We start from the raw sequence: 13171 nt of genomic DNA, 5'->3' as shown, positions 1-13171 counted from the left end.
CCTCCAGATGGGAAACGGTTTTCACATCAAGGCTGGTGTACGGGCATGACGGCGGACAACGACGGCGCCCCGCAGTCTCCCGGCGCGAACGTTGCCGACGACCGGCAAAGTCGCGGAGGACCCGGCGGAACACCGCCCGGACGCGGACCGCGCACAGTGATCGATCCCACGTGAGGAAGGCCTTTTTCAGGGGAGGGGGCATGTCATACGGGCACGAAGGAGGTACTGGTGGCGGGTGACGCGGGATCGATCCGGGTGGGGGTCGAGGAGGAGTTCCATGTGGTCTCCCTGGACACCCGGCGCCTGACCGGGCACGCCGATCTGCTGCTGGAGCAGTTGCCGCCCGATCGCTTCACCCACGAGCTGCAGCGTTCGATGGTGGAGTCCAACAGCTCGCCCTTCCTGCGGCTGGACGACCTGGCGCGGGACCTGGGCGACCTGCGGGGGCGGCTGATCGGGCTGGCCGACGAGGCGGGCCTGGGGATCAGCGCGGCGGGCAGCCCTCCGCTGGTGGACATGCACGAGCTGAAGGTCTCCCCGGACCCCCGCTACGAGCAGATGCTCAGCGACTACCAGCAGCTCACCCGTGAGCAGCTGATCTGCGGCACCCACGTACACGCGGAAGTGGACGATCCGGACCTGGCCGTCACCGTCGCGCACCGGCTGACGCCGTGGCTGCCGCCGCTGCTGGCGCTGTCGGCCAGCTCGCCCTACTGGGACGGCGACGACACCGGATACGCCAGCTACCGCAGCCTGGTGTGGCGGCGCTGGCCCACCGCCGGTCCCATCGCGAAGTACGACTCCGCCGCCGAGTACAAGGAGATGATCAAGGAGCTCATCCGGTCGGGGGTCATCAGCGATCCCGGGATGATCTACTACGACATCCGGCCTTCGCAGCATGTGCCCACGGTCGAGCTGCGGATCTGCGACTCCTGCCCCCGGCTTGAGGACATCGTGCTGATCGCGGGACTGTTCCGGGCGCTGGTGGCCAGGGAGCTGGAGGCGGTGCGCCAGGGCGTGGAGCGCGAGGTGCACCTGGAAGCGGTGCGAGCGGCGACGTGGCAGGCGGCGCGGTCCGGGCTGGAGGGCGAGCTCATCGACCCGGTGGGAGGCGTGCCGCGGGCCGCGCCCGTCGTGATCCGGCGCCTGGTCGAGGGCCTGCGGCCGCAGCTGGAGGAGTCGGCGGACTGGGAGCTCGTCTCCGGGCTGACGCGGGAGGCGCTGGCGCGGGGCAGCTCGGCGGCGCGCCAGCGCCAGGCGTTCGCCCGCCGGGGGCGGCTGGCCGACGTCGTGGACCTGCTGCTGGCCGAGACCCGGGCCTGCGAGTGGAACCGGCCCCTCGGCGACTCCCCGCCGTACCGGTCCGCGGCGTCCTGAAAGGGAGGGACGATGTGCGGGCTGAGTGGTGAGATCCGCTTCGACGACGCGGAGGCGGACCTCGGCGCCGTGGGCCGGATGACCGAGGCCATGCGCGACCGCGGGCCCGACGGCTCCGGCCTGTGGTCGCACGGGCCCATCGCGCTCGGCCACCGCCGCTTGAAGATCATCGACCTGTCGGAGAAGGCGGCCCAGCCCATGGTCGACGCCGAGCTGGGCCTGGCTGCGGTGTTCAACGGCTGCCTCTACAACTATCGGGAGCTGCGCGCCGAGCTGCGCCGCGCGGGCTACCGCTTCCAGTCCGGCTCCGACACCGAGGTGCTGGTGAAGGCGTTCCACCGGTGGGGCGCCGGATGCGTGGACCACTTCACCGGCATGTTCGCGTTCGCGGTCGCCGAACGCGGCGGCGGCAGGCTCACCCTGGGCCGCGACCGGCTCGGCATCAAGCCCCTGTATCTGTCCGAGGACGGCCGGCGGCTGCGGTTCGCCTCGTCGCTGCCCGCCCTGCTGGCCGCCGGCGGGGTGGACACCGGCATCGACCCGGTCGCCCTGCACCACTACATGACCTTCCACTCGCTGGTGCCCGGCGAGCGCACCATCCTGGCCGGGGTCCGCAAGCTGCCCGCGGCCACCGTACGGGTGATCGAGGCGGACGGCACGAGCACCGAGCACCGCTACTGGGAGCCCCGCCACCGGCGCCCGGCGGCGCCGGCGGACGACGGCGAGTGGCGCCGTGCCGTCCTCGACGCGCTGCGCACGGCGGTGCGCAGGCGCATGGTCGCCGACGTGCCGGTGGGCGTGCTGCTGTCCGGCGGGCTGGACTCCAGCCTGATCGTGGCGCTGCTGGCCGAGCAGGGGCAGCGGGAGCTGGCCACGTTCAGCATCGGGTTCGAGCCGGCCGGCGGCGAGCAGGGCGACGAGTTCGCCTACTCCGACCTGGTGGCCCGGCGCTTCGGCACCGACCACCACCGCATCCGCGTCCCGGACTCCCGCCTGGCGCAGGGGGTGGAGCAGGCGGTGCACGCGATGAGCGAGCCGATGGTCAGCCACGACTGCGTCGCCTTCCACCTGCTGTCGCGGGAGGTCGCCGGGCACGTCAAGTCGTGCAGTCGGGCCAGGGCGCCGACGAGGTGTTCGCCGGCTACGACTGGTTCCCGCCGCTGGCCGGGGTGCCGCGCGAGCGGGCCGCGGACACGTACCTGGAGGCGTTCAGGGACCGCCCGCACCACGACCTGGCGCGTATCCTCGCGCCCGATCACCTGCTGGGCTCCGACGTCAGCGGCGACCTCGTCCGCGCCCACCTCGCCAGGCCGGGCGCGGACACCGCGCTGGACGCCGTGCTGCGCCTGGAGACCACCGCCATGATGGTCGACGACCCGGTCAAGCGGCTCGACAACATGACGATGGCGCACGGCCTGGAGGCGCGCACGCCGTTCCTCGACCACGAGCTGGTCGAGCTGGCCGCGGCCTGCCCGGCCGAGCTCAAGCTGGCCGGCGGCGGCAAGGGCGTGCTCAAGGACGCCGCCCGCCGGATGCTGCCCGCCGAGGTCGTCGACCGGCCCAAGGGCTACTTCCCGGTGCCGGCGATCCGGCACGTCGAAGGGCGGCTCCTCGACCTCGTCCGCGACGCGCTCACCAGCCGGGCCGCCCGCGACCGCGGCCTGTTCCGGCGGGACTACGTCGACCGGCTGCTCGCCGACCCCGGCCGCGACAGGGCGGCGACAGGGGTGAATACGCTGTGGCAGCTCGGCCTGCTGGAACTGTGGCTGCAGGCCCACCTCGGATGACGCCGGAGATCATCGGCGGCCTGTCGCACCTGCCGTCGGCCGCCAGCCTGACCGCGTGGAGCTGCCTGGCGCCCGCCCTGGCCCCGGACGACAGCGCCGTCGCCTTCGTCAGCGACAGGGACGGCTCTCCCCGGGTGTGGATCCAGCCGGTCGGCGAGGACGCCGAGGCGTGGGTCGTGGACACCGGGCCGCAGCCCGCCGTCGACGTGAGCTGGGCGCCGACCGGTGCCCGGCTGGCCGTGCTGCTGGCTCCGGGCGGCGGCGAGCACGCCCAGGTCTGGACGGTGCGGCCGCACGGCGGCGACCTGCGCCTGCTCTCCGCGCCCGCCGGAGGGTCGGCCGCGCTGGTCCGATGGACGGGGCGGGGCGAGGAGGTGCTGGTCGCCGAGACGTCGGCCGCCGGCCACACCCACGCCGTGCTGGCCGACGCCGCCACGGGCGGGCGTCAGGTCATCGCCGCGGGCCGGTTGATGTGGCCGGCGGCCATCAGCCGCGACCACGCCACGATGCTGCTGCGGCGGGGCCCGCGCGGACGGCGGCACATGTACGTGGCGACCCTCGTCGCCGAGGCGCTGGGCGCGCACCTGCCGAGCGGGGAGCGGCCGCTGCTGCCCGGACTGCCGGGATCCACCGACGCCGGCGCCCTCTCCCCCGACGGCCGCACCGCGTACGTGGTCTCCGACGCCGGCCGCGACCGGGCCGCGCTGCTGGCGGTGCGGCAGGGCGCGGACGCGGTCGTGCTGGCCGAGCGGCCGGACGCCGAGCTGGACCGGTTCGCGCTGAGCGCGGACGGGCGCCGCGCGCTGCTGGTGTGGAACGAGCACGGCCGCTCCGGGCTGGACGTGCTGGAGCTGGGGACCGAGCAGCCCAGGCCGCTGCCGCCGCCGCCCGCCGACGTGGTGACCTCCGCCAGGATCAGCTGGGACGGCACCCTGGCCGTCCTCGCCGCGGAGAGCCCCGGCGACCCCTCGCACGTGCTGCTGTGCGACCTGGACCGGGGCGGCTACCGGCGGGTCGCGGGCGCCGGCCGGCTGGCCACGGCGGCGGGTGCGGAGCTGGTGCGCTTCCCCGCCCGCGACGGCCTCGTCCTGGCCGCCTGGCTCTACCGGCCGCCGCACGTGCTGGGGCCGGCTCCGTTCCTGGTGTTCCTGCACGGCGGCCCCGAGGACCAGGAGCGTCCCACGTTCAACCCCCTCTACCAGAACCTGCTGGCCGCCGGGATCGGCGTGCTCGCCCCGAACGTGCGCGGCTCCGGCGGATACGGGCGCGCCTTCCGGCAGGCGGACGACCGCGAGCTGCGCTTCCGCGCCGTCGACGACGTGGCCGACTGCGTGGCCGAACTGGTGCGCACCGGCGCCGCCGCGCGGGACCGGATCGCCTGCATGGGCTGGTCCTACGGCGGCTATCTGACGCTGGCCGCGCTCGTCACCCATCCGGGGCTCTTCCGCGCGGGCGTGACCGTGAGCGGCATCGCCGACTTCGAGACGTTCTACGCCCGCAGCGAGCCGTGGATCGCCGCGGCCGCGATCAGCGAGTACGGACACCCGGAGACCGACCGCGAGCTGCTGCGCGCCCTGTCGCCGCTGCGCGCGTTCGACCGGCTGGCCGCCCCGCTGCTGGTCGTGCACGGGGCGCACGACACCAACGTGCCGCTGTACGAGGCCGAACAGGTCGTCGACGCGGCCACGGCCCGCGGCGTGCCGTGCGACCACCTCTTCTTCGAGGACGAGGGCCACGAGATCCGGCGGATCGGCAACCGGATCAGCTTCGTGACCAAGGTGGTGGACTGGCTGACGAACCGCCTGCACATCCACGGAGCCGGGTGACCGCCGGACCGCGGGGTCACTTCAGCAGGTCCCCGGCCTCCTCCGCGACCGCGTCCACCGGCACGTCGGTCACCCATGACACCTCGTGCGCGCACCGACCGGCGTGCGGGTCGAGCCCGCCCGCGCCGCAGACCGGGCAGGCGGGCGTCCACGACACCAGCGGCCGGTGGCGGTGGCGGGAGAGCGGGCCGGCGTTGATCAGGTTGCCGCACCAGTAGACCGCCACCGTCGCCGTCCCCACCGCGGCCGCCAGGTGGCGTGGCCCGGTGTCGTTGGCCACCAGCAGATCGCACCGCTCGTACAGCGCGGCCAGCCCGCCCACGCTCAGCTCCCCGGCGACCGCGGCCGGTGGCCGCCGCATCGCCCCGGCCACCCTGGCCACCAGGTCGCGCTCCGCCCGCGACCCGGTGACCACGACCGGCCGGCCCAGCCGGTCCGCCACCGCGGCGAAGCGCTCCGGCGGCCACCGCCGCCTCGGGTCGTTGGCCCCCGGATGTATCGCGACCAGCCCTTCCGGCAGCTCGCCCAGCTCCGCCCGGTCGCGCGCCGTCACGGTCAGGCGCGGCTCGGTCAGGCTGGTGTGGCCGCCCACCAGTGCCGCGACCTCCAGATACCGCATCGTCTCGTGCTGGAAGTGGATGTACCGTACCCATCGGTCCAGCGGCGGCGCGTCCGGGGCGCGGAGCCCGGCCGTCGTCCCCGCGCCGAGCGCCCGCACGAACGGGTTGGAGTAGCGCCCGCCGCCGTGGATCTGCACCGCCAGGTCGAAGCGCGACTCCCGCAGCCGCTCCAGCAGCCCGGCAGGCGCCCGGTGGCCGTCCTCGGAGGTGGACACCCCGGTGATCGGCGGGAGCGCGATCACCTTGTCCACCGGGCCCGGCCGCCCGGCCAGGAAGTCGGCGTGCCACGGCAGGGCGAGCAGCGTGAGCTCGGCGTCCGGGTAGGCGTTCCTGATCGCCTCGACGCCGGGCAGCGCCAGCAGGAAGTCGCCGAGCGCGTTGGCGCGCAGCACCGCGATCCGCCGCACCCCGGCGACCGTGCTCACGGCTGTTCCAGGACGGTCGTCGGCGGCTCCAGACGGTAGGCCCGGCCCGCTCCCCCGTACCGCTCCCTCACCCGCAACCGCGCCACCACGTCCGCGTACGCGGACTCCGCCGGCGGGTCGTGCGCGACGGGCGCCCGCGACCGGTCGGAGATCACCACGCGGGCGCCGGTCACGCGCCGCGCCGCCAGGCCGGCCAGGGTGACCAGCACGGGACGGTCCCTGGTCGGGACGAGCACGTCGAGGTCGCGGGCGTCGGGCACGGTTGCCGGGCTACCCCCACCTTCGGGGCGACAAACCGGACAACCCTGCTGACCTGGGCATACGTCGGGTCACCGGTCCGGGCGTTCTCCGGCGCGGCGCTCGTCGCGCTGGTTGGCGCGCACGCTGGTGAGCGTGACGGTGAGCAGGACCGTGACGATGACGCCCAGCGAGGCGAGGGTCGGGATCTCGGGGACCTGCGGCCAGATGCCGTGCGCCCAGTGCAGGACGAGCTTGACGCCGATGAACGCCAGGATGAGGGCGAGCCCGTGGTTGAGGTAGCGGAGCTTGCTGAGGGCTCCCTGCAGCACGAAGTAGAGCGCCCGCAGGCCGAGCAGGGCGAAGGCGTTGGTGGCGAACACCAGGAACGGGTCCTCGGTGACGCCGTAGACGGCGGGCACGGAGTCGACGGCGAACACGATGTCCGTGGCGAAGACCGCCACGATGGCCAGCGCCAGCGGGGTCAGCGCGTACCGCCCGGCCTCCCTGACGACGAGCCGCGAGCCCCGGTAGTCGTCGGTCACCGGCACGAACCGGCGCAGCAGCCGGATCGAGCGGATGGAGGAGATGTCGACCTCCTGCTCCCTGCCGCTCGCCGCGTCCTTGAAGACCTTCCCGGCCGTCAGCACGAGGATCGCGCCGAACAGCAGGAACGCCCACGTGCCGCTCTGCAGGGCGGCGGCTCCGAGCGCGATGAAGACGGCCCGCAGCACCAGCGCCCCGATGATCCCGTAGAGCAGGACACGCTGGGCCAGCGCGGCGGGCACCGCGAAGGCGCCCAGCAGCAGCATGAACACGAACAGGTTGTCCACCGACAGCGACTTCTCCACGACGTAGCCGGTGAAGAACTCCACCGCCACGGTGGAGCCGGCCCACGCCCACAGGCCGAACCCGAACACCACGGGAAGGGCCAGGTAGAAGATCGACCAGCCGGCCGCCTCGCGCATCCGCACCTCGTGCGGGCGCCGCGTGACGACGAAGTCGAGCACGAGCAGGGCGACCAGCCCCGCGATGGTGATCGCCCACAGCTGGGGTGAGGCGATCGTCTGCAGTTCGACGGCAGCCAAGACTGACGTGGCGGGCATGCATCCTCCTCGAACGCTGAGCCGTTCGAGGTCTCCTTCACCCGCTTGACGCGGGCGGCCGCCCGGGGACCCGCCACAGGTCCGTACTGACCGGGTTCGACGCTTGGGAAGTACTCCCCTCGTTGCCCTCCACGGTAAAGCATCCGTGGAGGGTGATCCACCCGGGGATGCTCACGTACAGGCCGGGGGCTGCGGGCGGCGTGCCCACCACTATATTGAGGCGGTGCATCACGCTTCTGAGATCCGTACGGTGACGACCGAGGCCGAGCTCCGGGAGATCGTGCCGGAGCCGTCGCAGGGCATCTGGGACAAGGACATCGGCCGGATCGACGAGCACGCCCGCGCGATCATCGCCCACTCGCCGCTCGTGCTGCTGGCGACCTCGAACCCCGACGGGACGTGCGACGTCTCGCCGCGCGGCGACCCGGCCGGGTCGGTGCTGGTCCTCGACGACCACCGCCTGGCGCTCGCCGACCGGCCCGGCAACCACCGCGTCGACAGCTTCCGCAACGTGCTGCGCAACCCCCACGTCGGGCTGCTGTTCATCGTGCCGGGGATGAACGAGACCCTGAGGGTCAACGGCCGCGCCACCCTCGTGTCGGACGCGCCGTTCTTCGACGACCTGGTGGCCCGGGGCAGGCGGCCCCGGCTGGCGGTGCTCGTGGACGTCGAGGAGCTCTACATGCACTGCGCGAAGGCGTTCCTGCGGTCGTCGCTGTGGAAGCCCGAGACCTGGCCGGCCCGCGACAGCCTGCCCACCCTCGGGCAGATCGCCAAGGACCACCTGGGACTCAGGGACGTTCCAGCGGAGGCGATCGACGAAGGGCTCGCCCTGGACGCCCGCACCAACCTGTAGTCAGGGCAGGAGGAGTGCCTTGATCGCGCGGCGCTCGTCCATCGCCCGGTAGCCCTCCGCGGCCTGGTCCAGTGGCAGGGTCAGGTCGAAGACCTGGCCGGGATCGATCTTCCTGTCGCAGATCAGCCCGATCAGCTCGGGAAGATACTGCCGCACCGGCGCCGGCCCGCCGTGCAGGTGCACGAGTGAGAAGAACAGCTCGTCGCCCTGCAGCGCGACGTCGTGGGAGACGCCGACGAAGCCGACGTGGCCGCCGGGGCGGGTGGAGCGGATGGCCTGCGTCATCGACTCCTGGGTGCCGACCGCCTCGATGACGCTGTGCGCGCCGAGCCCGCCCGTCAGCTCCTTGATCCGGGCCACCCCTTCGTCGCCGCGTTCGGTGACGATGTCCGTGGCGCCGAACCGGCGGGCCAGCTCCTGCCGGGGCGCGTGCCGGCTCATCGCGATGACCCGCTCGGCCCCGAGCTGCCCGGCCGCGAGGATCCCGCACAATCCGACGGCGCCGTCACCGACGACCACGACGGTCTTGCCCGGCCCGGCCGCGGCGGCGACGGCGCCGAACCAGCCGGTGCCCAGCACGTCGGAGGCGGCCAGCAGGCTCGGCACCAGATCGGCGTCCGGCATGCCGGGGGTCGCGACGAGCGTGCCGTCGGCGAGCGGTATCCGCGCCAGCTCGGACTGGGTGCCGATCGAGCCCATGAGCACCCGGTGGACGCAGCCGCTCTGGTAGCCCGCCCGGCAGATCTCGCAGGTGTTGTCGGAGGCCCAGAACGAGCCGACCACGAACTGACCCGGCCTGATGGTGGTGACCTGGCCGCCGACCTCCTCCACGACGCCGACGTACTCGTGCCCCATGGGAGCCGCCCCGTCGAGCTTCTCGACCCCCCGGTAGGGCCACAGATCGGATCCGCAGACGCAGGTCGCCGAGAGCCGGATGATCGCGTCGGTGGGCTCGACGATCACCGGGTCGGGACGGTCCTCGACGCGGACGTCGCCCGGAGCGTACAGAACTGCTCCACGCATGGTGAATCCCCTCTTCCACGTAGGTGTCAGGCTTCCCCCGCCCCGCTTCCGAAAACGGGAAGGCCGGGGCGGGGCGCCCGGGTTTACCCGGCCCAAGCCCTCGCCTCAGCTCCTCCGTACCTTCGCCGGGTAGGGAAGGACAGGCCAGCGGCCAGGGGAAGGGAAGACCATGTCCGATACCGATCGCCGCCCGCGCGTCATCCAGGGGCCGGAGAGCGTCCCGGTGTCGCTGAGGATCAACGGCAGGCCCCGGGTCCTCCAGGTCGAGCCGCGCGTGAGCCTGCTCGACGCGTTGCGCGAGCACCTCGGCCTGACCGGCACCAAGAAGGGCTGCGACCAGGGCACCTGCGGGGCCTGCACCGTGTGGTCCGACGGCCGGCGGGTGCTCGCCTGCCTGATGCTGGCCGTCACCGCCGCGGGCCGCGAGATCACCACGATCGAAGGGCTCGCCGGCGACGACGGGCCGCACCCGATGCAGCGGGCCTTCGTCGAGAACGACGCCTTCCAGTGCGGCTACTGCACCCCAGGACAGATCATGTCCGCGGTCAAGCTCATCGAGGAGGGCAACGCCGCCACCGACGAGGACATCGCCGAGTTCATGAGCGGCAACCTCTGCCGCTGCGCGGCGTACCCGAACATCCGCGCCGCCATCCGGCAGGTCCGCGACGGCGCGGGAGGCGCGTCATGAGGCCGCTCACCTACAGCAGGGCCAGGGACGTCGGCGACGCGATCGCCCTGGCGGCGGCGAGTCCCGCGAGCGCCTTCCTGGCCGGCGGGACCAACGAGGTGGACCTGATCCGGGCGGGCGTCTCCCGCTCCGGCCACCTGGTGGACATCAACGACCTGCCGCTGACGGCCGTCGAGGACCGTCCCGGCGGCGGCCTGCGCATCGGCGCGCTCGCCCGCATGACCGACGTCGCGCGGGCGCCGATCGTCGTCCGCCGCTTCCCGGCGATCTCCCGGGCGCTGCTGCTGGGCGCCTCCGAGCAGCTGCGGAACATGGCGACGATGGGGGGCAACCTCTGCCAGCGCACCCGCTGCCCCTACCTGCGCGACGGCGTCTCGCCGTGCAACAAGCGCGAACCGGGGACGGGCTGCTCGGCGCTCGACGGGCTGAACCGGGGCCACGCGATCCTCGGCACCAGCGAGCGCTGCATCGCCACCCACCCGTCGGACGTCGCCGTCGCGCTGGTGGCGTTCGACGCCGTCATCCGGACGGCGGGGCCCGGCGGCGAGCGCGCGATCGCGGCCGACGACTTCTTCCTTCTTCCCGGCGACACGCCCGAGGTCGAGCACCCGCTGGCGCACGGCGAGCTGATCGTCGGGATCGACGTTCCCGGCGAGCCGCTCGGCCGCGGCTCGGTCTACCTCAAGTTCCGCGACCGGCAGTCGTACGAGTTCGCCCTCGTCTCGGTCGCGGCGGCCGTGGAGGCGGAGGACGGGATCGTCACCGGCGTCCGGCTCGCTCTGGGCGGGGTCGGCACGAAGCCCTGGCGGGCGAGGCGGGCGGAGGCGGCGCTCGTCGGCGGCCCGGCGGACGAGGCGGCCTTCCGGCGGGCCGCCGCGCTCGAACTCGACGCCGCCGTGCCTCGCCGGTACAACGCGTTCAAGGTCGAGCTCGCGCGCCGCGCGGTGGTGCGCGGTCTGACCCACAGCCTGAGGGGAGCCCGGCCATGACCACGGTCGGCACGCCGGTCACGCGGGTGGACGGCCCGGCGAAGGTGACCGGCGCCGCGCGGTATTCAGCGGAGATCTCGCCGCCGGGGGCGGCGCATCTCGCGATCGTCGGCGCGTCCGTCGCCGCCGGCCGGGTGTCCGCGATGGACACCGCCGCGGCGCACGCGGCGGAGGGCGTCCTCGCGGTGCTCACCCACGAGAACCTGCCGAGGATCGCCGCGCCGCCGCGCCTGCTGCCGTCGCTGGCGGGCCTGACCGCGCCCGGCGAGAGCTTCTTCCCGATGCAGGACACCGTCGTGCACTACGCGGGACAGCCGGTGGCCCTGGTCGTCGCCGAGACGTACGAGCAGGCCCGGTACGCGGCTTCGCTGGTGCGCGTCTCGTACGACGTCGTCCAGGCGACCGCCACGATCGAGCAGGGGCGCGGCCGGTCGTACGAGGCGGAGCGCCTGTTCGGCGGGCTGCTGCCGGGGCGCGAGGAGCGCGGCGACGCCGAAGCCGGCCTGGCCCGGGCCGACGTGCGGGTGGAGGCCCGCTATCGGATGGCGGCCAACCACCACAACGCCCTTGAGGCGCCGTCGACGGTCGCCGTCTGGGACGGCGACGACCTGACGTTGTACGAGTCGACCATGGGCGTGCGGGCCACCCAGCAGACCGTGGCCCACCTGCTCGGCCTGCCCGTCTCCCGCGTCCGGGTCATCACGTCCTTCGTCGGCGGCGCGTTCGGCTCCAAGGCGATGGTGTGGCCGCACACGACGCTCACCGCCATGGCCGCGCGGCACGTCGGCCGGCCGGTGAAGCTGATGCTCACCCGGCCGCAGATGTTCACCTCGACGGGGCACCGCGAGGAGCAGGAGCAGAGCATGGCGCTCGGCGCCACCCGGGACGGCCGGCTGACCGCGATCCGGCACGAGAAGCTGTCGGTCACCTCGCCGTTCGACGACTGGGCCGAGCCCGCGACCGGCGTCTCGTCGCAGCTGTACGCGTGCGGCGACTACCTCGGCGTGCACCGCCTCATCAGGGGCAACACCATGACGCCGACCTTCACCCGGGGCCCCGGTGAGACCCTCGGCGTCTTCACCCTTGAGGCGACGATGGACGAGCTGGCCTACCGGCTCGGGATCGACCCGCTCGACCTGCGGCTGCTCAACCACGCGCGGACCGACCCGCACGGCAACCCGTGGTCCAGCGGCGGGCTGGAGGAGTGCCTCCGCCTCGGCGCCGAACGATTCGGCTGGTCCGGGCGTGACCCGGCCCCGCGCACGCGGTCCGACGGAGACTGGCTGATCGGCACCGGGATGGCGGCCGCGGCGTACCCGGTGGCGTTGTTCATGCCGCCCCAGCGCGCCCGGGCCCGTCTCTTCGCCGACGGCAGCGCGGTCGTGCAGACCTCGACGCAGGAGATCGGCACCGGCGTGCTCACCATCGCCACCCAGGTCGGAGCGGACGCGCTCGGTGTCACCCTCGCCGACCTGCAGGTCCAGGCCGGCGACACCGATCTGCCCAACAGCACGGCGGCGGTGGGCTCGACCGGCGCGGGCATGGTCAGCTCCGCCGTCCACGCCGCCGGCACCGCGCTGCGCGAGCAGCTCGTCGCGCTGGCGGTGGGTGACGAGGCGTCACCGCTGCACGGCGTCGCCCCCGCGTCGGTGACCGTGGCCGCCGGGCGCCTGTCCTCCGCCGAACGTCCCGGCGCCGCCGACACGTACCGTGAGCTGCTCGAACGCCACCACCTGTCCGACGCGGAGGCGACGGGCACGTGGCGTCCGCCGCCGCTGGACACGCCGCACGGCCTGCTCACCTTCGGCGCCCAGTTCGCCGAGGTCGCCGTGGACCCGGAGTTCGGCCTCGTCCGCGTCCGCCGGCTGAGCGGCGCGTTCGCGCCCGGACGGGTGCTCAACCCGCTCCTGGCCCGCAGCCAGCTGTTGGGCGGCATGCTCTGGGGCCTGGGCCAGGCTCTCCTGGAAGGCAACCACGCGGACCCGCGCACGGGCCGCTGGGCCGCGGCGAACCTGGGCGAGTACCTCGTGCCGGTCAACGCCGACGCGCCCGAGGTCACGGTCGACCTCGTCGAGGTGCGCGACGAGGTCGTCGGCCCGCTCGGCGTCAAGGGGGTCGGGGAGATCGGTCAGGTCGGGGTGGCCGCCGCCATCGCCAACGCCGTCTTCCACGCGACCGGCCGCCGGGTCCGCGGCCTGCCCATCGCGCCCGAGACGGTGATGGACCCGGCCTGGTGA

General features: G+C 73.8%; 10 protein-coding genes and 1 pseudogene. 7 read left to right on the top strand and 4 right to left on the bottom strand.

What is annotated here, in order from left to right:
* Positions 1 to 228: 228 nt before the first annotated feature.
* The 3 genes and pseudogenes from AB0K05_RS08770 to AB0K05_RS08760 all read left to right on the top strand — a co-directional run bounded on the left by AB0K05_RS08770 (position 229) and on the right by AB0K05_RS08760 (position 4990).
* Positions 229 to 1377, top strand: coding sequence for a glutamate--cysteine ligase (locus AB0K05_RS08770; RefSeq protein WP_271280007.1), 1149 nt, complete (start codon positions 229 to 231; stop codon positions 1375 to 1377).
* 12 nt (positions 1378 to 1389) lie between these two features.
* Positions 1390 to 3164, top strand: a pseudogene (locus AB0K05_RS08765) (N-acetylglutaminylglutamine amidotransferase).
* Positions 3161 to 4990 carry a S9 family peptidase gene (locus AB0K05_RS08760; RefSeq protein WP_364227987.1) on the top strand — a complete coding sequence of 610 codons (1830 nt, stop codon included), beginning with the start codon at positions 3161 to 3163 and terminating at the stop codon, positions 4988 to 4990. Before AB0K05_RS08765 ends, AB0K05_RS08760 begins: the two are co-directional and overlap by 4 nt.
* A gap of 16 nt (positions 4991 to 5006) precedes the next feature.
* Here AB0K05_RS08760 and AB0K05_RS08755 read toward each other — a convergent pair whose 3' ends face one another.
* The 3 genes from AB0K05_RS08755 to AB0K05_RS08745 all read right to left on the bottom strand — a co-directional run bounded on the left by AB0K05_RS08755 (position 5007) and on the right by AB0K05_RS08745 (position 7378).
* Positions 5007 to 6035 carry a glycosyltransferase family 9 protein gene (locus AB0K05_RS08755; protein ID WP_271279938.1) on the bottom strand — a complete coding sequence of 343 codons (1029 nt, stop codon included), beginning with the start codon at positions 6033 to 6035 and terminating at the stop codon, positions 5007 to 5009.
* Entirely contained in the window at positions 6032 to 6295 is a 264-nt protein-coding gene (locus AB0K05_RS08750) for a hypothetical protein (RefSeq protein ID WP_271279939.1), read from the bottom strand. The genes AB0K05_RS08755 and AB0K05_RS08750 overlap by 4 nt, the downstream gene beginning before the upstream one ends.
* A 69-nt stretch (positions 6296 to 6364) precedes the next feature.
* Positions 6365 to 7378, bottom strand: coding sequence for a TerC/Alx family metal homeostasis membrane protein (locus AB0K05_RS08745; protein ID WP_148032189.1), 1014 nt, complete (start codon positions 7376 to 7378; stop codon positions 6365 to 6367).
* A gap of 223 nt (positions 7379 to 7601) precedes the next feature.
* On the opposite strand from AB0K05_RS08745, the gene AB0K05_RS08740 reads away from it, so the two are divergent.
* Positions 7602 to 8234 carry a pyridoxamine 5'-phosphate oxidase family protein gene (locus tag AB0K05_RS08740; protein WP_271279940.1) on the top strand — a complete coding sequence of 211 codons (633 nt, stop codon included), beginning with the start codon at positions 7602 to 7604 and terminating at the stop codon, positions 8232 to 8234.
* On the opposite strand, the gene AB0K05_RS08735 is transcribed toward AB0K05_RS08740, so the two are convergent.
* Positions 8235 to 9257 (bottom strand): zinc-dependent alcohol dehydrogenase family protein, encoded by a 1023-nt coding sequence (locus AB0K05_RS08735; protein WP_364227981.1) that lies wholly within the window; start codon positions 9255 to 9257, stop codon positions 8235 to 8237.
* Between the two features lie 169 nt (positions 9258 to 9426).
* Here AB0K05_RS08735 and AB0K05_RS08730 point away from each other — a divergent pair, with 169 nt between their 5' ends.
* Genes AB0K05_RS08730 through AB0K05_RS08720 form a run of 3 tightly spaced genes read left to right on the top strand, consistent with a single transcriptional unit; the run spans position 9427 to position 13171 of the window.
* Entirely contained in the window at positions 9427 to 9945 is a 519-nt protein-coding gene (locus AB0K05_RS08730) for a (2Fe-2S)-binding protein (protein ID WP_271279942.1), read from the top strand.
* Complete coding sequence (locus AB0K05_RS08725; RefSeq protein ID WP_364227977.1) at positions 9942 to 10934, top strand: xanthine dehydrogenase family protein subunit M; 993 nt, start codon at positions 9942 to 9944, stop codon at positions 10932 to 10934. The genes AB0K05_RS08730 and AB0K05_RS08725 overlap by 4 nt, the downstream gene beginning before the upstream one ends.
* Entirely contained in the window at positions 10931 to 13171 is a 2241-nt protein-coding gene (locus tag AB0K05_RS08720; protein WP_364227974.1) for a xanthine dehydrogenase family protein molybdopterin-binding subunit, read from the top strand. The genes AB0K05_RS08725 and AB0K05_RS08720 overlap by 4 nt, the downstream gene beginning before the upstream one ends.

This window comes from Nonomuraea sp. NPDC049486, from assembly GCF_040676925.1.
Taxonomy (GTDB): domain Bacteria; phylum Actinomycetota; class Actinomycetes; order Streptosporangiales; family Streptosporangiaceae; genus Nonomuraea; species Nonomuraea ferruginea.
This window is presented reverse-complemented; position numbering and strand designations above follow the sequence as displayed.